At 68.7% G+C, this 26,777-nt stretch carries 23 protein-coding genes; 11 read left to right on the top strand and 12 right to left on the bottom strand.

Features of this window, described 5'->3' with window-relative positions; all coding sequences use genetic code 11:
* The first annotated feature begins 53 nt into the window (after positions 1-53).
* A complete protein-coding gene (locus ACJ8AT_RS15985; protein ID WP_407738593.1) occupies positions 54-1,220 on the top strand; it encodes an esterase/lipase family protein in 1,167 nt (388 codons plus the stop codon).
* A 45-nt stretch (positions 1,221-1,265) separates the two neighbouring features.
* Here the strand turns inward: ACJ8AT_RS15985 and ACJ8AT_RS15980 are convergent, their stop codons facing one another.
* Positions 1,266-1,544, bottom strand: coding sequence for a LysR family transcriptional regulator (locus ACJ8AT_RS15980; RefSeq protein WP_407738592.1), 279 nt, complete (start codon positions 1,542-1,544; stop codon positions 1,266-1,268).
* A 107-nt stretch (positions 1,545-1,651) separates the two neighbouring features.
* On the opposite strand from ACJ8AT_RS15980, the gene map reads away from it, so the two are divergent.
* Positions 1,652-2,437 (top strand): type I methionyl aminopeptidase, encoded by a 786-nt coding sequence (gene map / locus ACJ8AT_RS15975; RefSeq protein WP_407738591.1) that lies wholly within the window; start codon positions 1,652-1,654, stop codon positions 2,435-2,437.
* 3 nt (positions 2,438-2,440) lie between these two features.
* Here the strand turns inward: map and ACJ8AT_RS15970 are convergent, their stop codons facing one another.
* On the bottom strand, positions 2,441-2,923 hold the full coding sequence (locus ACJ8AT_RS15970) for a DUF4442 domain-containing protein (protein WP_407738611.1): 483 nt from the start codon (positions 2,921-2,923) through the stop codon (positions 2,441-2,443).
* Between the two features lie 101 nt (positions 2,924-3,024).
* Here ACJ8AT_RS15970 and ACJ8AT_RS15965 point away from each other — a divergent pair, with 101 nt between their 5' ends.
* From ACJ8AT_RS15965 to ACJ8AT_RS15945, 5 genes are all read left to right on the top strand, one after another.
* Positions 3,025-3,648: a glutathione S-transferase family protein gene (locus tag ACJ8AT_RS15965; RefSeq protein ID WP_407738590.1), complete on the top strand. Its 624-nt coding sequence runs from the start codon at positions 3,025-3,027 to the stop codon at positions 3,646-3,648.
* 84 nt (positions 3,649-3,732) lie between these two features.
* Positions 3,733-5,199 (top strand): protein adenylyltransferase SelO, encoded by a 1,467-nt coding sequence (locus ACJ8AT_RS15960; protein ID WP_407738589.1) that lies wholly within the window; start codon positions 3,733-3,735, stop codon positions 5,197-5,199.
* A 116-nt stretch (positions 5,200-5,315) separates the two neighbouring features.
* Entirely contained in the window at positions 5,316-5,858 is a 543-nt protein-coding gene (locus ACJ8AT_RS15955) for a hypothetical protein (RefSeq protein WP_407738588.1), read from the top strand.
* Entirely contained in the window at positions 5,855-6,268 is a 414-nt protein-coding gene (locus ACJ8AT_RS15950) for a hypothetical protein (RefSeq protein ID WP_407738587.1), read from the top strand. Before ACJ8AT_RS15955 ends, ACJ8AT_RS15950 begins: the two co-directional genes overlap by 4 nt.
* An 87-nt stretch (positions 6,269-6,355) precedes the next feature.
* The gene (locus tag ACJ8AT_RS15945) at positions 6,356-6,883 is read left to right on the top strand and encodes an inorganic diphosphatase (protein ID WP_407738586.1); all 528 of its coding nucleotides are present in this window, start codon (positions 6,356-6,358) and stop codon (positions 6,881-6,883) included.
* A 15-nt stretch (positions 6,884-6,898) separates the two neighbouring features.
* Here the strand turns inward: ACJ8AT_RS15945 and ACJ8AT_RS15940 are convergent, their stop codons facing one another.
* On the bottom strand, positions 6,899-7,543 hold the full coding sequence (locus ACJ8AT_RS15940; protein ID WP_407738585.1) for a hypothetical protein: 645 nt from the start codon (positions 7,541-7,543) through the stop codon (positions 6,899-6,901).
* Between the two features lie 153 nt (positions 7,544-7,696).
* Between ACJ8AT_RS15940 and ACJ8AT_RS15935 the strand changes: the two genes are divergently transcribed.
* Positions 7,697-8,962 carry an Hsp70 family protein gene (locus tag ACJ8AT_RS15935; RefSeq protein WP_407738610.1) on the top strand — a complete coding sequence of 422 codons (1,266 nt, stop codon included), beginning with the start codon at positions 7,697-7,699 and terminating at the stop codon, positions 8,960-8,962.
* A 7-nt stretch (positions 8,963-8,969) separates the two neighbouring features.
* On the opposite strand, the gene ACJ8AT_RS15930 is transcribed toward ACJ8AT_RS15935, so the two are convergent.
* The 7 genes from ACJ8AT_RS15930 to ACJ8AT_RS15900 form a co-directional block, all read right to left on the bottom strand.
* A complete protein-coding gene (locus ACJ8AT_RS15930) occupies positions 8,970-9,836 on the bottom strand; it encodes a hypothetical protein (protein WP_407738584.1) in 867 nt (288 codons plus the stop codon).
* A 1-nt stretch (position 9,837) separates the two neighbouring features.
* On the bottom strand, positions 9,838-12,453 hold the full coding sequence (locus tag ACJ8AT_RS15925; RefSeq protein ID WP_407738583.1) for a TonB-dependent receptor domain-containing protein: 2,616 nt from the start codon (positions 12,451-12,453) through the stop codon (positions 9,838-9,840).
* 26 nt (positions 12,454-12,479) lie between these two features.
* Positions 12,480-13,295, bottom strand: a complete 816-nt coding sequence (locus ACJ8AT_RS15920) for an OmpA family protein (RefSeq protein WP_407738582.1) — start codon at positions 13,293-13,295, stop codon at positions 12,480-12,482.
* 109 nt (positions 13,296-13,404) lie between these two features.
* Positions 13,405-14,394: a hypothetical protein gene (locus tag ACJ8AT_RS15915; RefSeq protein ID WP_407738581.1), complete on the bottom strand. Its 990-nt coding sequence runs from the start codon at positions 14,392-14,394 to the stop codon at positions 13,405-13,407.
* Positions 14,395-14,396: 2 nt separating this feature from the next.
* A complete protein-coding gene (locus tag ACJ8AT_RS15910) occupies positions 14,397-18,491 on the bottom strand; it encodes a DUF6531 domain-containing protein (RefSeq protein WP_407738580.1) in 4,095 nt (1,364 codons plus the stop codon).
* 6 nt (positions 18,492-18,497) lie between these two features.
* Positions 18,498-19,913 (bottom strand): hypothetical protein, encoded by a 1,416-nt coding sequence (locus ACJ8AT_RS15905; RefSeq protein WP_407738579.1) that lies wholly within the window; start codon positions 19,911-19,913, stop codon positions 18,498-18,500.
* A gap of 18 nt (positions 19,914-19,931) precedes the next feature.
* Positions 19,932-22,535, bottom strand: coding sequence for a type VI secretion system Vgr family protein (locus ACJ8AT_RS15900; RefSeq protein WP_407738578.1), 2,604 nt, complete (start codon positions 22,533-22,535; stop codon positions 19,932-19,934).
* A 123-nt stretch (positions 22,536-22,658) separates the two neighbouring features.
* Here ACJ8AT_RS15900 and ACJ8AT_RS15895 point away from each other — a divergent pair, with 123 nt between their 5' ends.
* Positions 22,659-23,585 (top strand): S-adenosyl-l-methionine hydroxide adenosyltransferase family protein, encoded by a 927-nt coding sequence (locus ACJ8AT_RS15895; RefSeq protein WP_407738577.1) that lies wholly within the window; start codon positions 22,659-22,661, stop codon positions 23,583-23,585.
* Positions 23,586-23,591: 6 nt separating this feature from the next.
* On the opposite strand, the gene ACJ8AT_RS15890 is transcribed toward ACJ8AT_RS15895, so the two are convergent.
* A complete protein-coding gene (locus ACJ8AT_RS15890) occupies positions 23,592-24,140 on the bottom strand; it encodes a chalcone isomerase family protein (RefSeq protein WP_407738576.1) in 549 nt (182 codons plus the stop codon).
* Between the two features lie 337 nt (positions 24,141-24,477).
* Here ACJ8AT_RS15890 and ACJ8AT_RS15885 point away from each other — a divergent pair, with 337 nt between their 5' ends.
* Positions 24,478-25,830, top strand: coding sequence for an erythromycin esterase family protein (locus tag ACJ8AT_RS15885; protein ID WP_407738575.1), 1,353 nt, complete (start codon positions 24,478-24,480; stop codon positions 25,828-25,830).
* Here ACJ8AT_RS15885 and ACJ8AT_RS15880 read toward each other — a convergent pair.
* Positions 25,812-26,354, bottom strand: coding sequence for a nuclear transport factor 2 family protein (locus tag ACJ8AT_RS15880; RefSeq protein WP_407738574.1), 543 nt, complete (start codon positions 26,352-26,354; stop codon positions 25,812-25,814). The two genes, ACJ8AT_RS15885 and ACJ8AT_RS15880, sit on opposite strands and share 19 nt — an antisense overlap.
* An 87-nt stretch (positions 26,355-26,441) precedes the next feature.
* Between ACJ8AT_RS15880 and ACJ8AT_RS15875 the strand changes: the two genes are divergently transcribed.
* On the top strand, positions 26,442-26,777 hold a 336-nt coding region (locus ACJ8AT_RS15875; protein ID WP_407738609.1), incomplete at its 3' end, for an alpha/beta fold hydrolase.

Genomic DNA, 26,777 nt, shown 5'->3' with positions numbered 1-26,777 from the left:
AGATCCTCCACGAGGCTTGAGTCGGAAGCCAAGAGGCCGGAAGGTTCACTGGAATGCCTGTGAAGCACCACATCTACCTGGTCCCCGGCTTCTTCGGCTTCACCAACCTGGGGGAGCTGGTCTACTTCGGCCACGTCCGAGACTTCCTCCAGGCGGAGTTCGCCCGGCGGGGTATCGAGGCGGAAGTCGTGGCCATTCGCTCCCACCCCACCGCCTCCATCCGCCAGCGGGCGGAGGAGCTGCGCAAGGGAATCCAGGAGACGGCGGGCTCGGACGACGGCCCCCTGTATCTGATTGGCCACTCCACCGGCGGCCTGGACGCGCGGTTGTTCATCAGCCCCACCGCCTCCCTGCGCGATGGCATCAGCTCGGAGGCCTATGCCAGCCGGGTCCGCTCGGTGGTGACGGTCTCCACCCCCCACGCCGGCACACCCCTGGCGTCCTTCTTCATGGGGCTGTTCGGGCAGCAGATCCTCAAGCTGCTCTCGCTGTTCACCGTGTACGTGCTGCGCTTTGGCCGCCTGCCGCTGAAGGTGGCCTTCCGCCTGGGGCACATGCTGTCACGCGCGGATGCGCAGCTCGGGTGGAAGCAGACGCTCCTGGATCAGCTCTTTGATCAGCTCCTGGGAGACTTCTCAGCGGACCGGCGCGAGTCCGTCTCGCGCTTCCTGGAAGATGTGGGCAAGGACACCTCCCTCATCCCCCAGCTCACCCCCGAGGGGATCGACTTGTTCAACGCGGGATGCGAGGACCGGCCCAGCGTGCGTTACGGCTCGGTGGTGACGCAGGCCCGTCCTCCCTCGCTGCGCACGCGCGTGTCCGCGGGCCTGGACCCGTACGCGCAGATCACCCACACGGTCTACGCGTTCCTCTACGGGCAGACGCTGCGGATGCCGCTGAACCAGATTCCGCTCCTCACCGCCGAGCAGACCGCGGCGCTGGTGCAGGCCTATGGCGCGCTGCCCGGGCCGCAGTCGTGTGATGGCATTGTCCCCACGCGCTCCCAGGTCTACGGCCGGGTGATCGCCGCGGTGCGGGCAGACCACCTGGACGCCATCGGCCACTTCGATCAGCCGTCCCACCAGCCGCCGCATGTGGACTGGCTCATCTCCGGCTCCGGCTTCCGGCGGCCCCAGTTCGAGAAGCTCTGGAAGGGCGTCGTGGACTTCCTCCTGGAAGAGCCGGTGAGCAGCCACCCCAAGGACAGGCCTGTTCTGTAGACGCAAGGACTCTGCCCGGCAGAGCAGGCGGCAGGGTCCAGCCCGTCACCGATTGGGACGAGTCGGGGCGTCGCCTCGCACGGAGTGCACCGCCGCGTCCACCTCGGCGAGGATGCGCCGGGCGTGCTCGAGGAAGAGTTCCCCCGCGGGCAGCAGGCGCATGCCGCGAGGCGTTCGCTCGAAGAGCCGGGTGCCGAGCTCATCCTCGAGCGCAAGGATGTGGCGGCTGAGCGGAGGCTGGGACAGGTGGAGCCGACGCGCTGCGCGCCCCACATGGCCCTCTTCGGCCACCGCGACGAAGGACTGAATGTGCGTAAGGCTCACGGCAGGCGAGTCTAGCGCGGACCCTCGGGCCATTGGATAGGCCCCTCGGACTCCATGCCAAGACAGCATTGGACGCTCTCGACGAGCGAGTGCCACCTTGCTCCGCCATGGGAATTCCGCTGCTGAAGGGGACCGAGCTCGATCGCCTGCGCCTTGCGGGGAAGGCCGCGGCAGGAACGTTGGCGTATATCGCGTCGCGGTTGGCGCCGGGGGTGGCAACGGCGGACATTGACGCGTGGGTGCGGGAGGACACGGCCCGGCGCGGCGGCCAGCCGAGCCAACTGGGCTACCACGGCTTTCCCGCGGCGGTGTGCACCAGCCGCAACCAGGTGGTCTGTCACGGCATCCCACGCCCGGACGAGCGGCTCGCGCCGGGAGACATCATCAACGTGGATGTGACGACGTGCCTGAACGGGTTTCATGGGGACACCTCGGCCACGTTCTTCATCGGGGAGGTGTCCGCGGAGGCTCGGCACGTGGTGGACGTGGCGCGCCGGTGCCGCGACGCGGGCCTGGCCGTGGTGCGCCACGGCGCGCGGCTGGGAGACATCGGCGCGGCCATTGAGGACCTGGCGCGAGCCGAGGGCTGCAGCGTGGTGCGTGAGTTCGGGGGGCACGGCATTGGCCGGCAGATGCACGGCCCACCTCATGTGCCCCATGTGGGGCGGCGCGGGACGGGAATCACCCTGCGCTCGGGGATGGTCCTCACCATCGAGCCCATGGTGAACCTGGGGCGCCCGGAGGTGCGGGTGCTGCCGGACGGGTGGACGGTGGTGACGGAGGACGGGAGCCTCTCCGCCCAGTTCGAGCACACCGTGCTGGTGACGCACGAGGGCTGCGAGGTGCTCACCCTGGGCGAGCCCGGTGAGCCAACCCTGGCCTTGCCTGGATGAAGCTCAGCGCTTCTTCACCGAATCGAGAAAGCGCACTTCGGTGACGACGGTGCCGTCCTCGGCCAGCAGCTTCACGGGCACCCACGCCTCGGCCTTGTCCCCCTTCTGCCGCAGCGCCTCCTCCAGCGAGGCAAATGCCTCCGGGGGCGGCTCGCACACGGCGTACACCCTGCCTCGCCCCTGGGCGCGAAAGTCCGCCTCTACCCGCTTCACGAGCGAGCGGTACTCCGTGGGCGGAAAGCGCCGCAGGAGCAACAGCCCCGCCGTCAGCTCCGCCAGCGTCATCTGCACGCCGAAGTAGAGCCCTCCCACGTGGTTCTTCGTACGCCCCTTGAGCGGCACGGACAGCCGGGCGCGAGCCTCCGTCACCTCCTCCACCCGAATGCCCAGCCCGCCGGCCGAGGGGATGATCCGCGGCAGCGCGGCGCTCAACAGCAGGTTCGCCGCGCCCGGAGACAGCTGGCGCAACCGTTCGATGAGGTCCATGGGTCGCACGGGCCTTCTCCTAGGAGTTCCGGGCCTTCCGCGTCAACCCGGCACCTCATCTGCGGTATACAGAGCCTCCCTTCTGCGACAGGAGTCCAAACATGATCGACTTGTACACGTACACGACGCCCAACGGCCGCAAGGTCTCCATCGCCCTGGAGGAGCTGGGGCTGCCCTACACCACGAAGGTGGTGGATCTCATGAAGGGCGAGCAGTTCAAGCCCGAGTTCCTCGCGGTCAACCCCAACAACAAGATCCCCGCCATCGTGGATCACGACGTGCCGGGGGGCCTGAAGGTGTTCGAGTCCGGCGCCATCCTCGTCTACCTGGCGGAGAAGACGGGCCGGCTGATGCCCTCGGACGCGGTGGGCCGGGCGGAGGTGATGCAGTGGCTGATGTTCCAGATGTCGGGCTTTGGCGTGGCGTTCGGCCAGCTCAACTTCTTCACGAACCTCGCCCCGCAGCGGGTGCCCGCCGCCATCGAGCGCTTCCGCGTGGAGGGCGTCCGAGTGGTGGGCGTGCTGAACAAACACCTGAGCAGCCGCGACTTCATGGCCCGCCAGTACTCGATCGCGGACATCGCCATGTACCCCTGGGTGGCGACAGCCCGGCAGCTCGCCCCGGAGCTCTTCAGCTCCAGCTCGGGCATCCTCCAGTGGATGCAGCGCGTTGGCGACCGGCCCGCGGTGGCGAAGGGCATGAAGGTGCCGGACCTGCAGCGCTAGAGCGCACAGCGCCGCCTTCCGAGGAGGCCGTGGCGGATGCCTCCTCGGGATGCCATGCCGGGGCCCCCGCTGTTATCTCCAGTCATGCCTTCGCTCGAGCAGCTCCACTTCGACAACACGTACGCCCGCCTGCCCCCCGGGTTCAGCGCGCGGGTGCCTCCCAGCCCCTTTCGGGATGCGCACCTGGTGAGCGTCAGTCCCGAGGCGCTCCGGCTGCTCGAGCTGGCGCCCTCCGAGGCTCGGCGCCCCGAGTTCATTCAGGCCTTCGGCGGGCTGCGGCCCCTGCCCGGCATGGAGCCCGTGGCCACCGTCTACGCGGGGCACCAGTTCGGGGTGTATGTGCCTCGGCTGGGAGACGGCCGAGCGCTGCTGCTGGGCGAGGTTCGCACCTCCACGGGGGAGCGCTGGGAGCTGAGCCTCAAGGGCTCGGGGCTGACGCCCTTCTCGCGCATGGGAGACGGGCGCGCGGTGCTGCGCTCTACCCTGCGCGAGTACCTCTGCAGCGAGGCCATGCACGGGCTGGGCATCCCCACCACGCGGGCCCTGTGCATCATCGGCGGCAGCGAGAAGGTGTACCGCGAGGAGGAGGAGACGGGCGCCATGCTGGTGCGGATGGCTCCCTCCCACGTGCGCTTCGGCACCTTCGAGTACTTCCACCACACCGGGCACCCCGAGCATGTGGCGACGCTGGCGGACTACGTCATCGCCCGGCACTTCCCGCACCTGCAGGGGGGCCCTGAGCGGTACTCCCGCTTCTTCGCGGAGGTGGTGGAGCGCACCGCGCGCCTCGTCGCGCAGTGGCAGGCGGTGGGCTTCGCGCACGGGGTGCTGAACACGGACAACATGTCCATCCTCGGGCTCACGCTGGACTACGGGCCCTTCGGCTTCCTGGATGACTTCGAGCCGGGCTTCATCTGCAACCACTCGGATGACTTCGGGCGCTACGCCTTCGACAAGCAGCCGCGCATTGCCCTGTGGAACCTGGCGTGCCTGGGCGAGGCGCTCCTCACCCTCATGACCGAGGAGGAGGCCCAAGCGGCGCTCCAGGCCTTCTCCCCCGCCTTCACCTCGCACTTCCTGGCGCGGATGCGTGAGAAGCTCGGACTTCGTGAGCCCCGCCCCGAGGATCAATCGCTCCTCGAGACGCTCATCACCCTGCTGGCCGATGGGCGGGTGGACTACACCCGCTTCTTCCGGATGCTGGGCCGCTTCGACTCCTCCGCCGAGGCTCGCAACGAGCCGCTGCGGGACGGGTTCCTGGACACAGCCGGCTTCGACACGTGGGCGGCGGCGTACCGTGCGCGCCTGCTCGCCGAGGGCAGCGTGGATGCCGAGCGCCGAGCGCGTATGGACCGCGTCAACCCCAAGTACGTGCTGCGCAACTACCTGGCCCAGACGGCCATTACCCGGGCCCAGGAGGGCGATTTCAGCGAGGTGGACCGGCTGCTGGCAGTGCTCTCGCGGCCCTTCGACGAGCAGCCCGAGCACGAGGCCTCCGCCGCCCCGCCTCCCGCCTGGGGCAAGCACCTGTCGGTGAGCTGTAGCTCCTGAGCGCCCTCCGAGCAGGCAGGTAAGAGGCCTCCGAGCCCGCGCCACCCGCGCTCTCGCCGTGAAGTAAGGCGCCCCCATCTGGCACATGGCCCGGCGGCTACGGTAGAAGCCGCCCCATGCGTGAAATTGTCCTCCCGGCGGATGAGCTGAACGAGTTTGATCTCCCGCGCGTCTGCGTCGTCACCGGCCAGACGGAGAACGTCGAGTTCAAGCCCGTGAAGTTCGCCTGGTATCCCCGCTGGACGGTGGCGCTTGTCATCGTCAACGTGCTCATCGCGGCCATCGTGGCGTCCATCCTCACCAAGCGGGTCAAGGGTCACCTGCCCTTCACCGAGGAGGCCTACAAGCGCTGGTGGATGGGGCGGGTGTTCTTCGGCCTCTCCTTCCTGGTGGCCATCGCGCTGTTCATCGGTGGCTGCGTGATGATCGACAGCGGCCCCGGGGCGGCAGTGGCGCTGCTCATCGGGCTGGCGCTGGCAACACCCATTGCCGCGTTCCTGCTCTTCGCGCGGAACAAGGGCCCGGTGGTGCAGCGCATCGCGGAGGGCCGCATCACCCTCAAGCTCCCCAGCGAGGAGGCGGCGCTCCAAATCGAGCAGCACCTGTTCGCCGGTCAGAAGAAGCCGTCCGCGCTCGACGCGGTCGCCCGGAGCGCATGAGCGAGGTGCTCCCCGAGGGCGCCTCGTGCGCCAGCCACCCGGACACGCCCGCGAGCTGGACGTGCGCGCGCTGCGGCTCGTTCATGTGCCCCGCCTGCGAGCGCCGGATACGCCCCGAGGCGCGTCCCATGTGTCCGGCCTGCTGGGCGCTGAGGGCCCAGCGCGTCGAGGCGAACCAGGGCCGCGGCGGTGGAACGGCGCTGCAGACCACGGGGCTCGTGCTGGGGCTGCTCGCGCTCGTCCCCATGTGCGTGGCGTTCCAGCTCGCCTCGCTCATCGTCAACATCGTCGCCCTGGTCAAAGCCAAGGAGCCCCCGGCCAGCCTCGTTCGCTGGCGCCCCATCACCGGGCTGGTGCTGACCGCCGTGGGAGCCGTCCTGACCCTGATCATCTGGATGCGCGCCAGGTAACACCCCTGGCCCTGGGACGTCGCCGAGATGAAACTCCGGGCCCCGCGTGCTTGCGAGCCCCGCGCTCCGAGCCAACCTTGTCCGGGTATGGTCTCGGATCTCACGCGACTGCCCCTGCGCGACGAAGAGGGCGCCTTCCATGTCGTCGTCGAGTCCCCGCGCGGCTCCACGGTGAAGCTGAAGTACGAGCCCACGCTGAAGGCCTTCACCATCAGCCGTCCGCTGACACGCGGGCTGCGCTACCCGTATGACTGGGGCTTCATCCCCAGCACGAAGGGGCCGGACGGCGACCCGCTGGATGCGCTGGTGTACTGGGACGTGGCCACCTGGCCGGGCGTGGTCCTGCCCTGTCGCGCGCTGGGGGTGCTTCAGGTGGATCAGAAGAAAACGCAGGGCAAGGGCCGCGAGCGCAACGACAGGCTGCTCGTGGTGCCTGTGGCCGCGGTGAGAGCCCAGAACCTGCGCAGCCACGAGGATCTCTCCCGCCGGGAGCGGGAAGAGCTGGAGCACTTCTTCCTCACCGCGGTGGCCTTCTCGAACAAAGACGCTCGCATCCTGGGATGGAAGGGGCCCGCGGTGGCAGAGCGCATGCTCCGAATGCACGAGGCGGGCTGACAGCCGGAGCAGCCCTCACCTGCCAGAGCCCGGCTGGTCCGGCTGGAACGGCGCCTCTTGATCTCCCGGCTCGTGAGCGCCCGGCGAGGACTCGCCGCTCTCGGGTGCCGCAGGAGTGGGGGGCCGCTGGGACGTCGTCACCTCGATGCGCGTCGCGGTCGGCTCACCGCTCTGGGTATTGAAGGAGGCGCGCACCTGGCTGCCCTCCTCGATGTCCACGGCTCGGGCCTGGCGCCCGTCCACCATGATCATCGTCTCCGGCTTCAGCTGGAGCCGGACCTGCGGCTCGCCTCGGCTGCTCACCAGCACCTCCTGATTGTTCGCCGTCAGCACCTGCCCCACGACGGTCTGCTCTCCCTCCGCCTGGGCGGAAGAAGCCGGAGCCTGGGCCCCCTGCTGCTGCGCCTGGGCCCCCTGCTGCGGCTGCTGCGCCGCCTGCTGGTTCTGCTGGGCCAGCTCGCTCTGCTGCTGACTCTGGGCCTCCAGGGCGCTCGGCTGAGCCTGGGCCACCGTCTGCTGGGTCTGCTGCGGCTGCTGCTGAGCCTGCTCCGCTGACTGGGCGTCCGTGGCCTGCTCGTTGACGAGCTTGCCTTCCTTGCACCCCGCCGTGAGGAGCAACGCGGCAACCCCCGCCGACAACCATCCTGCGCCGAATTTCATGATCTCTCCTGTCATCAGGTGGACAGGCCAAAGATGGAGCATGGCCCCTGGGCGCCAACCCGAGCCGGGCAGGCTCCCAGGGCCTGCTCTCCTGGCTCCCCGGCAAGAAGGCGCTACCGCCGCGCTCGGTTCGGCGGTATGGGCGCTTTCGTCATGCGCGTCTGCGGCCTCGACTTTGGAACGAGCAACACGGCGGCGGCCCTGCCCGACGGCCGGGTGCTGCCCATCGCCCCGGGGACGCGAGAGCCCCGCCTCTTCCGCTCGGTGCTCTTCTTCCCGGAGGACGAACGCACCACGTATGCCGGCGAGGAGGCCATCACCCGCTACCTGGACGACAACGCCGGGCGCTTCATTCAGTCGGTGAAGTCCTTCCTGCACAGCCGCTCCTTCCGCGCCACGCAGGTGCACAGCCGTACGTGGACCATTGAGGATCTGGTGGCGGTGCTGCTGCGCCGGGTGCGCGAGGCGGCGGGAGCGCAGCTGGGCAGTGCCCCCGAGGCCGTCATGCTGGGCCGCCCGGCCCTCTTCTCTCCCGAGCCCGAGGCGGACGCGCTGGCCGAGCAGCGGCTGCGCAAGGCGGCGGAGCTGGCGGGCTTCAAGCGCATTCAGTTCCTCATCGAGCCCATCGCCGCGGCGCTCGCCTACGAGGCGCAGCTCTCGCGGGACGAGCTGGTGCTGGTGGCGGACTTCGGCGCGGGCACCACGGACCTGACGCTGATGCGGCTGGGGCCCTCGCGCCGGGGGAAGCTGGACCGCAAGCCGGACGTGGTGGGCTCCACGGGCGTGCGCATTGGCGGCGATCGGTTCGACGCGGAGATCATGCGCCACAAGCTGCTGCCCCGCTTTGGAGCGGGCACCACGTACAAGGTGCGAGGCTTCACGGACAAGCGGCTGCCGGTGCCCCAGCATGTCATGGCCAAGCTGCTGTCCTGGCACGAGATGTCGTTCATCCGCGAGAAGTCCACGCAGGAGCTGCTGGAGCTGATGCTGGAGTCCAGCGACAAGCCGCAGACGGCGGAGGCCCTGTACGACTTGGTGATGGAGAACCTGGGCTACCGGCTCTTCCGAGCCATCGAGGCGGCCAAGGTGCAGCTGTCGAACGCGGACGAGACGACGTTGGACTTCGAGGAGGCGCGCATCCAGCTGCACGAGCGCATCACCCGCGCCGAGTTCGAGTCCTTCTGCCAGCCGCTGCTCACGGAGCTGGAGCAGGTGACGCAGGGCCTGCTGGAGCGGTGCGCGGGGGCAGGAGAGCTCGACGCGGTGTTCCTCACGGGCGGCTCCTCGCAGATTCCGGCGGTGCGGCAGCTCTACGTGAACCGCTTCGGCGAGGAGCGGGTGCGCACGGCGGATGCCTTCACCTCGGTGGCCGAGGGCCTCGGCCGGGCCTCCGCCGCGCTCGAGCTGTCTCCGGCCTGAGCCCGAGCTACGGGCCCACGTCCACGGTGCGCGCCAGCCAGTCCACGCCGCCGCGCCCATCCCGAGCCACCACGTAGATCGTCACCCGCTGGGGCACCTTGGGCGTCTGGTAGTGGATGGTGGGCTCCCCGGGCTTGCCATCCACCGGCTCCAGCGAGCGCAACTCCTTCACCTTGCCGCCACCGGTGGAGAACCAGCTGTAGAAGACCTGCTCGGAGCGCGGGCCGGCGGGAGTGTCGTACAGCTCCTGGCTGCCCTCGGCGAGCACGGGCCGCAGCACCAGCTCCGTGTCCAGCGGCAGCGGGCCCGCCAGCGGCGCGCCCTCCCACAAGAGGTCCTGCATGCGCGGGTTCTGGTTGGGCGTGGCCGTGAGCTTCAACGTCAGCGGGTGCACGCCCTGCTCCAGGCCCTCGGGAGTGTCGCTGCCATCGGTGGCCTTGTAGCCGACGAAGAGCGGCACGCCCTGCTCGAGCACCGCACGCGTCTGCGGATCATTGAAGTCCAGCGGAGCCCCATTACCGCCCGCGTTGGCCGTCTCCTGGAGGATCTGCTGCACGTTCGGGTCCAGCAGCGAGAGCTGCCCATCCGGCAGCGTGGCGCCGTCCTTGCCTGGGCACTCCAGCTCGCCGCTGTAGGCATTGCCCGGCCGGCACAGCGCGAGCACCACCTCCACGGAGCGCTCATCCGGAGCCACCGCCAGCGCGGTGAACTGGGTGGGCGGCGGCAGCGCGGGAGCATCCGGGTTGAACGTCAGCTCGGCGGGCTCGGCCTTGATGGCCAGCACCCGCACGCGGCGGAGCTCCTGCTGGAGCTCGAACGTCGGGCTGCACGCGGACACGGCCAGGGAGACGCAGAGAAGAACAGGCGCGCGCATGTCAGAAGCTCCCCTTGGCGCCGATGATCGGCAGGATGGGCAGGCCCTCCAGGTACGCCGACTCGGAGTAGTTGTAGTTGTAGAGGACGCCCTCCTTCGCCGGGTTGTTGTAGACGTTGGTGAGATCCACGTAGAGGTCCAGGCTCCAGGTGTCGAAGATGAAGTTCTTGTCCACGCGGACATCCAACTGGTTGAAGCTGGGCAGGCGCTGCGAGTTCACCCCGCCGAAGAGGGGGATGAAGACGTCCGAGAGATCATCCCTCCGCGCGCCGACGATGGGCGTGAGCGGGTTGCCGGAGGAGAACCGGAAGCGCGCGCCCAGCTCCCACCCGGCCGGCAGCTTGTAGCTGCCAATCACCGTGAGCACGTGCGTCTGATCATTGTCGAACAGGCGCAGCGGCCCGTCCGGGCTGTCCCGCCGCTGGCTGTGGCTGAAGGTATAGGCAATCCATCCGAAGAAGCGCTCGGTGAGCGCGCGCCGGGCCAGCACCTCGAAGCCGTAGATGCGGCCGGAGCCGGTGTTGTTCAGCCGCTCGGGCACCATCTGCCCATCCCGCTCCACCAGCGCGGTTGAACGGACGATGAGCTGGCTCAAGTCGTTGTAGAAGAGCTCGCCGCTGAGGAAGTACTCGGGCTGGGGCTGCCACTCGGTGCCCACGCTGTACTGGGCGGAGCGCTTGGCGCTCAGCTCCGGGTTGCCGAACGAGATGCTGGGCTCGTCCTGGAGAGGAGGCCCGTGGTAGAGCCCCGCGCCGCCCTTGAGCGTCACCGTGTCCGTCAGCGCGTAGCGCACCGCCAGCCGTGGGTTGAGCGAGCGCTTGTGCACCTGCTGGCCCTCGAAGAGGTAGCTCTCGCTGCGCACGCCCGGCACCAGCAGCAGACCCTTGAGGGGCTTCCAGCGCGCCTCGGCCCAGAGGCCGGGGAAGTATTGGAAGTAGGCATCATTGGCGGTGATGATCTCCTCGGTCACCTGGGGCCCGAGCGGCTCGCCCTCGCGAGGCGGCGCCTGGACGCGGGCCTTCACGCGGGCATGCGCGTACTGGACGTCCAAGCCGCCGGCCAGGGTGAGCTCCTCGCTCAGGGCGTACTCGGCGGTGGAGCGCAAATCCAAATCCAGCGAGGCGATGCGCAGGAACCGGTCTCCCACCGTGAACGAGATCAGCGTGTTGCCCACCATTCCCTGGCTGTCCAGGGTGAAGTCGCCCTTCTTGAACTGGTGGCCGAGCCGCAGCTGGTTGAAGCCGGTGACGAAATTGAAGGCGCCGTTGACGCTCGGGTCGCTGTCCGCCGGCCGGGTAAAGAGCAGGCCCAGCACATCGTTGGAGGTGAGCCCCTGCAGCGTGAAGGTGTTTCGCTTGTCGGGGGTCCAGTGCAGCTTCACCTGGGCGTCGTAGTAGCGCGGGGCCACCTGGATGGAGGGCCCGTCCCCGCTCTGGGGAACGAGCTTGAGCACCAGGTCCACGTAGGAGCGCCGGCCCGCCACGGCGATGCCCAGGGTGTCGGTGATGGGGCCTTCGAACACGGCGTTGGACTCGATGAGGCTGACGCCCACGGTGCCGTGGAAGCGGTCCATCTTCGGCGCGCGGCTGTGCACGTTGATGACGCCGCCGGTGACATTGCCGTAGTAGGAGGAGAAGTTGCCGGGCAGGTAGTCCAGCGTGTCCAGCAGCTCCGAGTTGTACACGGAGGTGAGTCCGCCGAAGTGGTACAGCAGGGGAATCCGCTGCCCATCGAGGAAGACGCCCGAGTCATTGGGGCTGGTGCCGCGGATGACGAGCTCGCCGCCGTTGAACGCGGGCCGGGCCATGCCGGGCAGGTTCTGCACCACCTTCAGGGTGTCCCCCTGGGTGCCCGGCACCTTCTGAATCTCGGCCACCTGGAGCGTGGTGCGGGTGACCTCCTTGCGCTCGCGCTCGCTGCGCACCACGGTCTCGTACGGGCTGAAGATGCGCTTCTGCACGTAGTACGTGGCCTGGGTCTGCTGGCCCTCGACGAGGGTCTCCCGGGTGCGGAACCGGTCATACCCGCTGAGCACGACGAGCACCTCATGGGTGCCCACGGGAACACCCCGGAACGAGAACCGCCCGTCCGGATCCGTGCTGGTGGTGAGCTGCAGCTCGGGCAGGGCCACCTCGGCGCCGGAGAGCGGGCGGCGGGTGCCTCGCTCCAGGGCGCGGCCGATGAAGTTCACCGGCGGCTCGAGGGCCTTTCCGGGCTCGGTGCCCTCGGGGGGCGGCGGCGCGCGCCAGACGAACTGGTAGGCGTATTCGATGCGGACCGGGGCGGGGACGTTGTCCACCTCGGCGGGCTCGAACTCGAACTGACGCACGGCGGCCACGGCGGCCTCGTCGAAGCCGTGGCCCGCGGGCCGCGTCACCTGGACATCGGTGACGGCGCCCGTCTCGGAGATGTCGATGTTCATCACCACCGTGCCCTCGAGCTGCTGGGCGAGAACCTCGGGGGGGTACTGCGCCTCGACCTGGCGCTTGAGGACGGGGGCCTGGGTGAGCACTCCTTGGGGTGGGCCCGCGTCGGCGGGAGGCGTGCCGGCATCCGGGGCCTGAGCCAAGGCCCCGGTCGCGGCGAGGAGACAGAGGACGGAGGCGAGCGTTTTCATGAGAGGGAGCGCGGTGCGTCCCCCCTTTAACGGCCTCCCACCTTCGGCGCGAGCACGATTTCAATGCGCCGGTTCAAGCTGCGGTTCTTCTCGCTGTCGTTGGGAGCAATGGGCTGGTACTGCCCATAGCCGGCGGCCGAGAGGACGGTGGGGTCCACGCCGGAGTCCTGGAGGGCGCGCACCACGGCCATGGCGCGAGCGAGGCTGAGCTCCCAGTTGGAGGGGAACGGGCCATCCTTGGGCATGGGCACGTCGTCGGTGTGGCCCTCGACGCGGATGATGCGGCCCTGAACGGTCTTCAGGGCGTCGGCGATCTTCGCCAGGGCGTCCTGGCCCTCCTTGTTGATGCGGGTGGAGCCGGAGGCGAAGAGGATCTTGTCCTTGAGCTGGACGGTCATCCGGCCCTGGAGCTCGGAGAGCTGGATCTTCCCTTCGGAGATCTCCTTGTTGAGGCTCTTGGCGAGGTTCTCGTACTCGGCGCTCTTCTGCTCGAGGGCCTCCTTGGCCTCGGCGAGCTTCCTGGTGGACTTGGCCAGCTCGTCATTGAGGGCGGTGAGCTCCTGGTTCTTCTGCTCGAGGGCATAGCGCTCGGCGGCGGCGGCGGTGAGGCGGGACTCGGAGGTGGTGAGGCGGGAGTTGAGGGCCTCCTTGTCGCGCTCGGCGGCGGCGAGCTTCTCCTCCAGGTCCTTCACCTTGGCCTCGAGGGCCTCGCGAGCGGCCTTCTCGTCCTTGAGGCGGTTGTCGAGGTTCTCGTTCTCGGAGACCAGCTCGTTGTACTTGCTCTGGGCGACGCAGCCGGTGCCGAGCGCCGCGAGCATGGCCAGGGCCAGCATGGAACGCATGGGTAGAAATCCTCCTGACAGGCGGTGAAGGTTGGAGCGAGGAGACTACCGCCCACCGCGCCGCGCGTCAGGGAGGATTTCGGGCGGGCCGGACAGGGCTCGCTCCAGCTCAACGGAAATCAGCGCCCAGGCTCTCTCCCACGTCTTGGCGCAGGAGCTGCGCCTTTCGGATGATCTGTCCATCTCCGAGGAGAAACTCCGGACTGGTCCGAGCCAGCGCCGCGAGGGATTGGCCCACGAATGCATAGAGTCCCAAGCCTGCCCCCCGGTCGAGCTGAGGGACGACAGCTCCGCGCGCCTCAAGCGCCCAGCGGATGGTCACTCGCCGATCCAGCCGCTCGTATGGAGGGAGCCGTCCGGCCTCGAGCAGGAGCAGTTCCACCTGGGCATTCACGGGCCGTGGCCAGCGCATGCGAACCTCGACCCCGATCTGGCGTTGTGGATCCGCGAGCGCCATGGCCAGCACGCGTGGAGCCGTGGCGTACCAGACGTCGCGCCAGCCCGCGTGGACGAGCGGCGCACAGGCGTCGAGCACCCCTGCCACGAAGGCGGGGGCTTGCCCCGCTAACTCGGTGCCTTCCTCCAGGCGGAGATGCGGAGTCCCTTCGGCACTCAACTCCGGCTCGGCTAGCAGGGCATCGCGTGCGTGGACAGCCGTCTCGAAGCTGTCGAACCGGCCCCGAAACCACGGAGCCCCCACGGCCTTCACCAGGGGCACCACGTCCATCAGGTAGGCCATCACATCCTGCGGCGTCACCTCGGAGAGCCCCTCGTCGGAAATGTGAGAGGCCGTGAGCAGCGGTATCTCCAGCGGGTGGAAGCGCCCCGTCTCCGCGAGCTCCCCCAGGCTTAGCCAATTCGGGGACGGCTCCATGACAGCGGGCGGAGCCGGCAGCCGGCCCTCGACACACCGATAAAATTCCACCTGCACGTGGAGTTCTCGCCACTCCAGGAGGACGCGGATGCCCGCATGCTCGTTGCCCACGAGCACCGTGGAGAAGGCGCGCTCGTGGGAAAAATCGATCCGCCGCAGGCCCGCCTGAGCCATCAGCTCCCCAAAGATCGCAAGGACATGGTTCTCGAATTCGGTGGGAGTCATGGCTAGGTGCAGTTGCGCGGAGGAAACCACAGCGTCGAGCCCTTGGGCACAGAGACCTTGTTGCCATGCACTCCCTTGACCGAGCTGACGTTCTCCATGCGTGTGTACCCGGCCTTGGTGAGCTCGTCGATCTCCATGCTGTAGAAGTGTGAGGGATTCGGGCGCCCATCACGTCCGAGATCGACGAAGACGGCTCGCTCGGAGATCTGCTGTTGAATCCACCGGCGGTTCTGCCGCATGTACGGCTTGTCATGCCAGTCCCAGACGGTGCTGATGTCGTGCGCGCCCAGGCTGGTGGCCACTGGCTTGATGCGATCCTGCCCCTCACCAATCACCACCAAAGGCGCCAGCCCGAGCGGATCCACCTGGGCCAGGGGGGACTCGGTGTACTGGAAGGCATTGAACCCGCCCCTCAGCCCCAACGGATCCTTGCGAAGGAAGAGGTGGAGACGCGGATCAAACGGACGCCAGCGTTGATAGTAAAGGCCGTCCTCGGCGTCCTCGTACTGCCCCGGCCAGCGCCACGGGCATGCTTCCGCCGTGCCGAGTTCGAAGGTGGGACTGCCCACGATATCGAGCCGCATGGCCCAGACAGGCCTGCCGGCCTCATCAAACATCTCCGTGGGAGTGCCGAGGTGATCCGAGGCAATGCCCCAGCGGTGGCCGGCCTGCTCCTTCACCACGGGGGTGAAGCTGTCCGGCTCCCAGTACCAAGTGGTAACGGGAGCGCCCGTGGACACCTCATGCAGCAGGGTATCCCCGTCCCAGACGAAGCGGGTCTCGGACTCGAGGGTCTCCCGTCCATCCGCCCCGATGGAGCTCTGCGCCTTGCGCGTGCGGCGGGCGAAGGCGTCATACTCGAACCGCACCCGCTTGCCATCGGGACGCTCCACTTCGGACAGCAGGCCCGCGCCATTCCAGCGGTAGCGCCAGCGGGCCCCATCGGCGTCCCTCCGCTCGGTCAGGTTCCCGTCCTCGTCATGGAGGTAACGCGCGCCGTCTGCCTCCTCCAGCCAGCCACCTGGGCCGTAGCGCCGATCCCGCCCGGAAGGCGTGCGGTAGACATTGCCCACCGCATCCATGGCCCGGTGCACTGTCCCCGTCTTCCCACGCTGCGCTACGAGGCGCCCACGCGCGTCATACTCGTAGGACACCGCGCCCCGGCGGCTGTCCGTGATGGCGGTGAGCTGATCCGCGCCTTGCCACTCGTAGGCTTGCTCGCCCAGCTTCACCGCGGAGGAACCGGCACCCCGGCGCAAGGTGCGGCGAGCCGTGGGCCGGCCCACCACATCCCGCTGCCACTCCACGCGGATATTGCCTGGGAGCTGGCGCGCCACTTCCAAGCCTTGCGGGTCGCGCTCGAAGCGCACCGTGGGCTGCTGGGAGCGGTGACTCTCCCGGCCCAGGTGGAGCGCGGACACGTTGCCCAGCGCGTCGCGCAGCATCGCCATGCGCCCGCCGAGAGAAGACTCGAGCAGGGAGCGCTGCCCACTCGTATCGAAACGAGAGGAGAGGGAGAAGTCGCCTTGCACCTCCCGCACCACACGCCCCACGGCATCCCGCTCCAGCACCACCACGGCGCTCTCGTTCTTGGCCCGCACCAGGGTGCCGTCCGCGCGGTAGACGAACTCCACGCCCGTGCCATCCGAGTTCACCACCTTCGCCACACGCCCGCCGGCGTCGTACTGAAGCTGGGTCTTCCGGCCGCTCGGCTCGTGGATGCACTCCACGCGCCCCACCTTGTCCCGCTCGAAGCGGCGCGTCCTCCCGTCGAAGCCCGTCTCCTCCAGCGTGCGGCCGCAGGCATCCCGGACGAAGGTGTACGCCTCGTCCGCTTCATTAAAGACACCGGTGAGCCGGCCCTCCGTGTCGTAGTGGAAGCGCATGGAGGTACCTGCCTCTTCTCGCTTCACCACCTTGTGGAAGTGGCCGTAAGTGAGCCTCACGTGCTGGGTGGCGTCATGCACTTCCAGCAGGTTGCCCTCGGCGTCATAGGCAAACTCCTGCACCAGGCCTATGGGCGACTCGGCACGCACCCACCGGCCGAGCACGTCGTAACGCAGGTGACGGATGGCGCCGCGAGCATCCTTCACCCGCCGGATCCGGCCCAGCCCGTCATACTCGTATTCGAGAGCCGCGCCTGTGGGAGCGCGCTTGAGCGCGACATTCTTCTGCTTGTCGTATTCCAGCGTGAAGCGCCGGCCGCCGGGAGCCTCGACCCACACCATGAGGCCTTGCTTCCAGCCCCATCCCGTCCTCTCCCCCGTTGGGGTCACCTGCTCGACGAGGTGCCCCTCCACGTCATAGTCCCACGTCCACGCCCCCCCGAGCGCATCCGTGGCGCGGACAGGGAAGCCCCGCGCGTCGTACTCCCAGCACACCTTGGCGCCGTCCGGCTCCTGGGAGGTGATGATGTCGCCTCGCGAGCCGTACGTGGTCTCCCACGTCTGGCCCGCGGCGTTGGTCTCCCGGATGCGCTTCCCGCAGTTCTCATCGTAGGCGTAGGTGGTCGCGGCCCCATGCGGGTCCACCACCTTCACCACCATGCCCAACTCATCCATCTGGTAGACGGTGACGGCCCCCAGGCTGTCCTCCACCACCGTCTTCCGATTCTGGACGTCGTAGGTGATGAGGTGATCATAGATGCCGCCATCGCCCCAGGTGCGGACACAGCGGGCGGATGAACCCAGGCCATCGTATTGGAAGAAGAAGGAGAGCCCCGTCCGGTCCGTCTCCTGCACCAGCAAGTGGCCCTGGTAGTCGTACTGCCAGGAGCTCCCGGCCGCATCCATCACCTTCACCAAGTCGCCCCGCGGACCGTAGACGTAGCGCAGGTGGTTGTACCAGCCGCTCTCCTTGGCGCTGGCCAGGGGCAGCTTGACCGCCATCAGGCGGCCGCTCTCATCGTGCTCGAAGCCCAGCAACCTGCCGGCGGAGTCGCGCACGAAGTCCAGCCGACCTCGGGCGTCATACGAGAGCTGAATGACGTGGTGGCCATCCCGGCTGCGGATGCGCATGAGCCGGGCGCGATCCCTGGGCCCCCCAGGCACAGGAGCGAACTCATGCACCCGGCCATCTTCCTGTTCGATCTCCCAGCAAGAGGAGCCCAGTGCCCGCACCGTCATTCCCTGGGTAGCGTCAAAGAGGGTCTGGCCGGTGCGGAGCCGTCGGTCGGAGAGGCCATCGGTGTGGAACTCGATCTCCCGCCCATCCTCGGCCAGCAACACCACCTTGCCGGGCTCCAGCCACACCTGCTGATCCAGCGAGTGGCTCCACCCGTATCCCAGCGGCCCGTTCCGCCAGGACAGCGAGGAGGAGTACACGCGCTCGAAGACGAGCGGCAGCGGCCCGGGTAGCTCGAAGTCAATGTTGTCAGTGAAAACTCGCCCCGTCGCCACATCCACCGGGTGGCCCGTCACGAAGCACACCGCACGCTTCAGCCGGTCCCGGAAGCGCTGCGGCGCGATCCGATCCACCGCTCCTTTCAGCGCCCGGCTGAAGCGCTGCCATCCACGGCTGCGGCGCTGGGCGGCCCTCAACGCCCGGAACAACCGCGCGCCACCGCGGGCCACCGCCCTCAGCAACTTCATCGCCCCCAGCATCACCAGCCGCTGCGCAATGCCTGCAAGGTCCGGCACCGGCGCCGGCATGTTCAGCACCGGCATCCCCTTCGGGATCGCCAACACCACGCTCGTCGGCAGCCTCACCGGATCGCTGCAGCTCATGGCGATCTCGCCCAGCCGCACCCCCAGGCTGCCCGCCAGGTTCACGTTGAGGCTGCCGAAGAACAGCTCCGCGTCGTTTCCCGGCAGTCCCTTGGCGAAGGCCACTCCGGGCACCGGCAGGTGCGGCATCGTCAGCGTGTTGGTGACGTTGGTTCCCGCATTGGTCACCGGCATGCTGTTGACCAGCACCAGCCCGGGACCTCCTCCCGTCGCCATGCCAATGGCCGCGCCGATGGCCAGGCCCGCCGGATCGAACACCATGCCGACGAAGGGCATGGGCACAGGAGTCGGCACGGGCCCCGCAGGCGTGGGCACCAGGACGATGTGCGTGTCGACACCCAGGACCGGATCAAAGAAGGTGCTCTGCAGCATGGTGCGTCAGGCCTCCTGTGCGCGGCGGGGGGACGGAGTTTCCAGAGCAGTTGCCTGAGCCTCGAGCGAATCCGCCTGGGCCTTGAGGCCGTGCTTGCGGCAGAGCTCGGCGAGCTGGCGCGCGGCCTCGGGAGCAGAGGAAGCAGAGCGCTGCTCCGGAGCCGCCTTCTCAGCCGCCGCCAGCGCCTGCTTCCACGCGGAGGTGGCTTCCGCTGTCTTTCCCGCTCCCGCCAGGATCTGCCCGCACATGCGGTAGGCCTCGATGGCCAGCACGGGAACGGAAGCCCCCACCCCCAACTTCCCGGCCTCGGCATAAGCGTGGGCAGCCTCTTCGGAGCGCTGGAGCACCAGCAGCGTGGAGGCCAGGGAGAGCTGCGCCTGGACAGCCAGCTCCGGGAGCTGGTGCGCCTCGGCACGCTTGCGCGCGGCCTGGAACACCTCCAGGGCCTGCGCCGGGTGCTTCGCCTGGAGCACATAGCCACCGAGGATCAGCTCCATCGTCACGGCCTCGCGATTCAAGCCGGCATTGAGGCACAGGTCCCTCACCTCCCGCTGCTCCTGGACGGCCTGGACGGGCCGTCCCTCCCGCAGGGCATGAGCGGCGGCGAGCACCTTGAGACGCAGCGACTGCTGGAAGCCCGGCTCGAGAAGAGCCGGAGCCACCTTCAGCTCCCGGGCCATCTCCTCCCGCTGAGCCGCGGACATGGGAGCCGGCGCCCCTTTTCGAGGGGGCGGAGCCACCCGAGGCCCTGCCGCACCGATGACCTGCGCCCCCGTGGCTCCCGCGGGAGCCGAGGCCATGGCCGCGAGCATCTGCGCCATGTCTTCCCGGGCCTGCTGCTCGTCCGGCCGTGCATCCACACGCATCCCCGCGTCCGCGAGCGCCACGGCCAGCGGCTCGCAGTGGGCCCCATCCGCCTCCACGACGATGAGGCGGGCCTTCTTCAGCTCGGGGCGGCCCAGCAGGGCCTTCACCTCGGACACCCAGCGCTTCGGGTCCCGCACCTCCACGGGCGCCAGCACGAGCACCACCCCATCGAAGGGCGAGCTGAAGCGCTTCAGCGCCTCGGCAAGCTCCAGACAGAAGCGCGGCAGCTCCCGCTGAGCCCGAGGCGGCGGCCACAGCTCCGGCAGGGAGACGCCCTCCCCTGCCTTGGCCAGAAGGCTCCGCAGCTCCTCGTAGTCGGCGCGCAGCTCCTCGGTGCGGCCTTCCCACTCGTCCTCCCCGTCCTGCGTGGGTGTCTCCAGCACGAAGAAGGGCGAGTGGTTGTCCCCATGGTGCTCGCTGGCGGCGATGTGCTCGAGCACGGCCAGCCGCAAGGAAGACTCCGTCACCACGTGCAGGAGCCGCACCTCGGGAGCGATGACAAATCTCTGGACCGCCTCGACGATCCGCGTGAGGGGCTGCGCAATCGAGTCCATGTCTTCCTCGGTGCGGCGCTAGTTGATCTTCACGATGGCGCCGGAGATCTCGTGGAGCGCCGTGGCCGAGGAGCTGATCTTCGGCCCCGCGCTCTCCACGCCCGTGGGCGACACCTTCACGTTGCTCGCCGCGGAGGTCAGCTTGATCTCCTTGACGCCGGACACCTCCACGGTGCCGTCGCTCTTGAGCTTGAAGCTCGCCGCGCCGCACACCAGGGAGATCTCACTCTGAGCCGTGGCCTCGATCTTCCCGCCGTCGAACTTCAGCTCGCCCGAGCTGTTGTGGAGCTGGATCTTCTGCCCGCTGCCCTCGACGACGGCGCCTCCACGGTTGAGTGTGACGACCACGTCTCCCTGGTTGAGCTTGACCTCCTGGTCGCCCGTCATCGCGTACTTGCCGGTGATGTGGTCCGTCTTGTCGCCGTTGACGGTCAGGTCATCATTGCCGCCAATGGTCTCCTCGCGGCGCCCGGTGACGTTGAGCTTCTCCAGCGTGTTGACGGTGCTGTCCCGGCCCCCGTGCAGGGTGAGCTTCTCCTGCCCCGTCACCTCCTCGGTGCGCGTGCCGGTGATGGTGATCTTCTCGTCCTGATCCACCGTCTCGGTGCGCTTGCCGTGGACGGTGGTGGTCTCGTCCTTGTCCACCGTCTTGGTGCGCTTGCCGTGCACCGTCATCGACTGGTCGCCGCCCACCGACTCCGACTGCGAGCCATCCACGGAGTTCGTCTGATTGGCCTTCACCTGGGTGCTGTGGTTGTGCAGCACCACCTCGTTGAAGTCCTTCTGCGCGTGGAGGAACACCTCCTCGGCGTCCTTGGCGTCCTCGAAGCGCAGCTCGTTGAAGCCCTCGCCGCCGGGAGTGCTGGAGGTGCGGATGGTGCTGCGCGTCTTCTGATCCGGCAGCGCGTAGGGCGGAGGGTTCTGCCCGTTGTAGACACAGCCCACCACCAGCGGCCGATCCGGGTCTCCCTCCAGGAAGTCCACCAGCACCTCCATGCCGATTCGCGGCAGGAACACGAAGCCCCAGCCCACGCCGGACCAGACCTGGGCCACGCGGAGGAAGCAGGAGCTCTTCTCGTCCTTCCGGCCCGCCCGGTCCCAGTGGAACTGCACCTTGATGCGCCCGTGCTCGTCCGTGAAGATCTCCTCGCCCGAAGGCCCCACCACGGTGGCCGTCTGCAGGCCAGCCATCCGCGCGCGCGGGCGCCGGCGCTCGGGACGGAAGGGCACATCCAGCGGGATGCACTCGAAGGTGTTGCGGTAGCGCTCCGAGTCCCTCTTGCCCGCCTCGTGCGTGTCGCTGGTGAGCTCCTCGGGCGCGTGGCCGTGGTGCTCCACCCGCGTCAGCAGGTACCACTGATCCAGCGCGGCGTGGCCGTGTCCGGTCAGCTCGAACATGTACCCGGGGGTGAAGCCCGTGACATAGCCCTCGCCGTGAGCGCGCTTGCCCTCCACCTCGAAGCCCTGGCGGCGCAACTCCTCCTGCTTCTGCTCGTGCTTGTACTTCTTGTTGCCCGCGTCATACGGGCCCAGCAGGGGCGCGGGGTACTCGTAGGACTCGCGGTCCCGCCCCTGGCCATCCTTGGCCCGGGCCTTCTTCGTCAGGTCCAACGCCGGCTGGGTCCAGTCGAAGTCTCGAATCACCACGCTGGTGGTGTGCAGTTGCAGCGCGAAGTCGAAGTGGCGCAGGGACTCGTCCTCGGCGGTGGCGGCCTCGGGGCCCTTCACGGTGATGGGGCTGCCGTGCACCGCCTCGCAGCTGGGGCACTGCTCGTTCTCCTCCGCCACCACCAGCTCTTCCTTCTCTCCCGAATGGTCGAAGTAGAAGAACAGGCCCTCCTCCTCCATCAGCCTCAGCGCGAAGTCCAGGTCCGTCTCCCGGTACTGCACGCAGTACTCGCGGGGCTGGAACTCGCGGTTCACCTCGATGCGGAAGGAGCGCTCGAAGGGCTGCAATCCCTCGGTGAGCACATCCTCGAGGATCTCCGGGACTGTCTTCTCCTGGAAGATGAAGGAGTTCCTGCGCTGCGACAGGGCCCACAGCGCGGGCACCACCTGCACTCGCGCCAGCAGGTGCCCGGCCTTCGTGCCCAAGTGCTCCACCCGGTGGATGATGCCGCACAGGCGGCGAGCGGCGGCCTCCCGGGAGATGAGCACCTCGGCCGACGAGCCGAGCAGCCCGTCCACATCCGCGCCCAGGTTCTCGTTGGCCAGCTCCACCGTGCAGGCGTACAGCTCCGAGAGCCCCTCCCGGGCGTGCAGCTCCACCACGCGCCAGGTGCCTCCGGGATCCGCGCTCGACTCGAACTTGAACTGGACCTTCTCCACGGGCTTGAGCGCGCCCGCCAGCTCCTGCGCCACGTTGGACAGCGCGTCGAGGGCGCCCGAGCCGCCAGCGATACGCTCGGCCACATCCACCACCTGCCGAGCCACCTGCCCAACCCGCTGCACCTGCTGGGTGGCTTGCTGGACCTCGGGGATCTGCTCCAGCGCCTTCACGAGCGGGCCCACCTGTTGGACAGGAACCTGGCCATCGCGGATCTGCTCCACGGTCTCTTGGACTTCTCGAGCTACCCCGGTGGCCTGCTGCACGCGGCCCAGAACGTCGTCGGAATCAGACACACGGCCCCCCTTGGTACCCAGGGTGCTTCCATGGATCCACCCGTCATATCGCGCGCCCCCTACTCACAGAAGGAGCCTGTTCAGGGTTCCCAAGCGCGCAGACTTCGGCCAAGGATTCCGCCCATGCGCCTGACCCATCGCGTCGCCCTCCTCCTTCCGCTCCTCGCCACCCTCCGAGTCCTGGCCGCGGAGCCCACCCCCACCGCTCCCAGCGCCGCGCCCGCTGCTCCCGCCGCTCTGGCCCAGCCCACCCTGGTCTTCATGACGGACTTCGGGCAGCGGGACGACTCGGTGGCCCTCTGCAAGGGCGTCATGCTCGGGCTGGAGCCCCGGCTGCGGATCATTGATCTCTCGCACGACGTGGAGCCGTACTCGGTGCTGGACGGAGCGCGCTTCCTGGCCGGCACGGCGCCGTACTACCCAGCGGGCACCGTGTTCGTCACCGTCATCGATCCGGGCGTGGGCAGCGAGCGCCGCGCCATCGTCGCCAAGACGAAGCGGGGGCAGTTCTTCGTGCTCCCGGACAACGGGTTGATCACCCTCCTGGAGCGCCAGGACGGCATCGCCGAGGTCCGCAACATCACCAACACCGCCTGGCACCTCAACTCCACCATCTCCTCCACCTTCCACGGCCGGGACGTGTTCTCTCCGGTGGGCGCCCGCATTGCGCGCGGAGACGACTGGACACAGGTGGGCCCCGCCATCACCGACTGGAAGCGCCTGGACATCCCCGAGGTGAAGCTGACGGACACGGGGCTCAACGGCACGGTGCTCGCCATCGAGTACCCCTACGGCAACCTGGTCACCAACGCGGACGGCTCGGTGCTGGCGAAGCTGGGCTACCAGCGCGGGGACACGGCGCGCGTCACCTTCGGCAAGGGCCACGAGCTGCGCCTGCCCTTCGTCGCCACGTTCAGCGATGTGCCGGTGGGCAAGCCGCTGCTGTACGTGGACTCGCGCGGGCGGGTCGCCTTCGCGGTGAACCAGGGCAGCTTCGCCCAGGTGAACGGCATCAAGCCGCTGATGACCTTCGTCCTCCGAAGGAAGTAGCGGCCCTCAGCGCGGGAACACCGGGTTCTTCTGCAACCACGCGGTGAAGAGCGCGTCCGCGAAGCACTTGCCCGGGATGACCACGCCGCCCGAGGCCTCGCCGGAGACCTTCAGCCCGGCGTTGGGCTCGTAGGTGAGGATGAGATCGTCTCCGTTCTTCACGTCCTTCAGCGATTGCAGCAGCTTCTCCATCTCCTGCTGCAACGGCCCGCTGCGCAGGGCGGGGTTGATGGAGAGCCCCTGGCGGAAGGCGCCCACGAGCTGATCCTTTCGGATGTTGCGCAGGAACCGGAAGTGCAGCCGCTTGATCGAGTCGGTGGCGATGGCCTCGGCCTCCAGGCGGGGGATCTGCTCCATGTAGAGCCCCCACACGTAGATGTCGAAGAACAGCTTCCGCTTGAGCTCCATGTGCGCCAGCTCGAGCCGGTGGTCCTGGAGCTCCAGCGTGTCCGGCATCTTCACGCCGCCGACTTCGTGGGCTTCGGCCAACCCCGCCGCGAGCATCGCCGCGAGCACCAGCCACCGCGCTCCCGCCACCCAGCCGTCGCGTTCCATCCGCCGACCCCTCCACCGCCCCACGGCTCGGCCCCCGCCCCTCTCGCTCCATGAGGGAGCCAGAGAGCGAGTGCCTGTTCTCATCTCCAAAGCCGTGACGGAAACGAGTGCCTGCGACGTTGGGCATCGGGTTTCGAGGTGGCTAGCGCCCCAACCCGAGCGCTGATGGGAATTGGACACGTTCGGGTGCGCAAAACGCTTCCGCATGACAGCAGCGTACTGGCGCTCCCTGACAGCGAAGGGAGGCGGACCGCGAGTACGAAAGGCCCCTTGCCCACCTACCTGCTGGCTGTCCGATGACTGGGCAGCACAGGCGGAGCGGCCCCATTTTCACCGCATGGCTCCCTTCTTCGATGACGAAACTCCGGCCATCTCCCCCGCCTTGCTGGATGGGGTGCGCACGGCCGCCCTGCCCCTCACGGGCGAGCCCTCGGAGCTGGACGCGCTCCTGGAGAGCATTGGCGAGGCGCGCTTCGTGCTGCTGGGCGAGGCGACGCACGGCAGCCACGACTTCTACGCCCTGCGCGCGGCGATCACCCGGCGGCTGATCTCCGAGCACGGCTTCACTGCGGTGGCGGTAGAGGCGGACTGGCCGGACGCGCTGCGAGTGAATGCCTTCGTCCACGGCGAGGGAGAGGACACCCAGGTGGAGGGAGCGCTGGGGAACTTCGAGCGCTTCCCGCGGTGGATGTGGCGCAACCAGGAGGTGGCGGAGCTGCTGCGGTGGATGCGCGCGCACAACGCCGCGCAGCCGGTGGAGCAGCGGGCGGGCTTCTACGGGTTGGATCTCTACAGCCTGCATGCCTCCATCCGGGCGGTGGTGGCCTACCTGGAGCAGGTGGATCCGGAGGCGGCCCGGCGAGCGCGCGAGCGGTACTCCTGCTTCGAGCACTTCGGGGAGGATCCGCAGAGCTACGGCCACGCCACGGCGTACGGCTACGCGCAGACGTGTGAGGACGCGGTGGTGGAGCAGCTGCTGGAGCTGCAGGGGCGCCAGGTTCGAGGCGCGAGGGAAGAGGATGCACACTTCTTCGCCGAGCAGAACGCGCGGCTGGCGCGGGACGCGGAGGCGTATTACCGGACGATGTACGCGGGCCGGAACGAGAGCTGGAACCTGCGGGACACGCACATGGCGGACACGGCGGATGCGCTGGCGGAGTACCTGGGGCGCAAGGCGGGGCGTCCGGCGCGGATGGTGGTGTGGGCGCACAACTCGCACCTGGGGGATGCGCGAGCCACGCAGCTGGGAGAGCAAGGTGAGCTGAACCTGGGACAGCTCCTGCGCGAGCGCCACGGCAAGGCGGTCTACAGCGTGGGGTTCACCACGTACACGGGGACGGTGATCGCGGCCAAGGAGTGGGACGGGCCAGGGCGGCGGCACCGTGTCCGCCCGGCGCTGCCAAGCAGCTACGAGCACCTCTTCCACGAGGTGGGCCTGCCGCGCTTCCTGCTGCGGATGGAGGACCTGGGCGAGGCGGCCTCCGGCCTGCGCGAGCGGCGGCTGGAGCGAGCCATCGGCGTGGTGTACGCGCCACGCACGGAGCGCTGGAGCCACTACTTCCTGGCGGATCTGCCCGCGCAGTTCGACGCGGTGGTGCACTGCGACGAGACGCGAGCGCTCAGGCCCCTGGACGCGGACGCGGGGCACGAGAAGGAGGACGCGCCAGACACCTATCCCTTCGGCTTGTAGCCGTTCGCCGGCTCGCTCTTCGCCGGCTCGCTCTTGGCCGGCGCGGGAGGCTGCTTGAGGTACGCGTCGATGCGGCCCTTGAGCTCGGACATCAGCGCGTTGGGGATGGGGACGGAGAGGTTGTACTGGGCGATCTTCCAACTCCCGCCCTCCTTCACCAGCACGCCCGAGCCCCGGCACGGCCCCATGTTCGGCGTGTCGAGCGCCTCGTCGAACCAGGCCACGGTGCCGTCCTTCGCCAGCGAGATATTCCGAGACACGGAGCGGAAGCTCCACGCCTTGCCGCGAGCAAAGAACGGCTTGGCCCAGTCCTGGAACGCATCGCGGGTCCACCGCTCGGTGGCGTCGGTGCCCAGGAAGACGGCGTCCGCGGTGAAGTGACCGAAATAGCGCGCCTCGTCCGCCTCGGCGGCCGCCTTGTGCCAGTCATCAATCACGGCGGCGATCGCGGTGCGCGGATCACTACTGCCGGCGGGAGCAGGAGAAGCGGCGAGCATGAGACACAGCAGGGAGGCGATGGGCAAGGAGTGACTCCGAGGTGAAGGCGTTCGCGATATGAAGCGCGACGGCCCGCGTCCCGGTCAAGGCGCGAGGCTCGGAAAGGGATGCGTGTGGTCCTCGAGAGCTTCCAACTGGGCACGGGAGAGGTGCCCACGGTGCTGCTGCACGGCTTCCTCGGCTCGGGGCGCAACCTGCGCTCGCTGGCGGTGGCCTGGAGCCAGGCCGAGCCGCGGCGCCGCTTCCTGCTCCCGGACCTCACCGGCCATGGAGCCTCGCCCGTGCCGCTCCCAGGCGCGAACCTGGAGACGCTCGCCAGGGACGTGCTGGAGACGGCGCGCGCCCAGGGCTTCTCCGGCCCGCTGGAGTGGGTGGGCCACTCGCTGGGCGGCCGGGTGTCGCTCGCGGCGAGCCTCGCCTCTCCCTCGGATGTGGCCAGCGTGGCGCTG

The sequence above is a fragment of the Hyalangium sp. genome, assembly GCF_045802625.1.
GTDB lineage: Bacteria > Myxococcota > Myxococcia > Myxococcales > Myxococcaceae > Hyalangium.
This window is presented reverse-complemented; position numbering and strand designations above follow the sequence as displayed.

Coding starts and splice junctions, on each gene's coding strand:
- ACJ8AT_RS15985 (WP_407738593.1), top strand. CDS start 54: ATGCCTGTGAAGCACCACATCTACCTGGTCCCCGGCTTCTTCGGCTTC.
- map (WP_407738591.1), top strand. CDS start 1,652: ATGGGAATTCCGCTGCTGAAGGGGACCGAGCTCGATCGCCTGCGCCTT.
- ACJ8AT_RS15970 (WP_407738611.1), bottom strand. CDS start 2,923: ATGGACCTCATCGAACGGTTGCGCCAGCTGTCTCCGGGCGCGGCGAAC.
- ACJ8AT_RS15965 (WP_407738590.1), top strand. CDS start 3,025: ATGATCGACTTGTACACGTACACGACGCCCAACGGCCGCAAGGTCTCC.
- ACJ8AT_RS15960 (WP_407738589.1), top strand. CDS start 3,733: ATGCCTTCGCTCGAGCAGCTCCACTTCGACAACACGTACGCCCGCCTG.
- ACJ8AT_RS15955 (WP_407738588.1), top strand. CDS start 5,316: ATGCGTGAAATTGTCCTCCCGGCGGATGAGCTGAACGAGTTTGATCTC.
- ACJ8AT_RS15950 (WP_407738587.1), top strand. CDS start 5,855: ATGAGCGAGGTGCTCCCCGAGGGCGCCTCGTGCGCCAGCCACCCGGAC.
- ACJ8AT_RS15945 (WP_407738586.1), top strand. CDS start 6,356: ATGGTCTCGGATCTCACGCGACTGCCCCTGCGCGACGAAGAGGGCGCC.
- ACJ8AT_RS15940 (WP_407738585.1), bottom strand. CDS start 7,543: ATGAAATTCGGCGCAGGATGGTTGTCGGCGGGGGTTGCCGCGTTGCTC.
- ACJ8AT_RS15935 (WP_407738610.1), top strand. CDS start 7,697: ATGCGCGTCTGCGGCCTCGACTTTGGAACGAGCAACACGGCGGCGGCC.
- ACJ8AT_RS15930 (WP_407738584.1), bottom strand. CDS start 9,836: ATGCGCGCGCCTGTTCTTCTCTGCGTCTCCCTGGCCGTGTCCGCGTGC.
- ACJ8AT_RS15925 (WP_407738583.1), bottom strand. CDS start 12,453: ATGAAAACGCTCGCCTCCGTCCTCTGTCTCCTCGCCGCGACCGGGGCC.
- ACJ8AT_RS15920 (WP_407738582.1), bottom strand. CDS start 13,295: ATGCGTTCCATGCTGGCCCTGGCCATGCTCGCGGCGCTCGGCACCGGC.
- ACJ8AT_RS15915 (WP_407738581.1), bottom strand. CDS start 14,394: ATGACTCCCACCGAATTCGAGAACCATGTCCTTGCGATCTTTGGGGAG.
- ACJ8AT_RS15910 (WP_407738580.1), bottom strand. CDS start 18,491: ATGCTGCAGAGCACCTTCTTTGATCCGGTCCTGGGTGTCGACACGCAC.
- ACJ8AT_RS15905 (WP_407738579.1), bottom strand. CDS start 19,913: ATGGACTCGATTGCGCAGCCCCTCACGCGGATCGTCGAGGCGGTCCAG.
- ACJ8AT_RS15895 (WP_407738577.1), top strand. CDS start 22,659: ATGCGCCTGACCCATCGCGTCGCCCTCCTCCTTCCGCTCCTCGCCACC.
- ACJ8AT_RS15890 (WP_407738576.1), bottom strand. CDS start 24,140: ATGGAACGCGACGGCTGGGTGGCGGGAGCGCGGTGGCTGGTGCTCGCG.
- ACJ8AT_RS15885 (WP_407738575.1), top strand. CDS start 24,478: ATGGCTCCCTTCTTCGATGACGAAACTCCGGCCATCTCCCCCGCCTTG.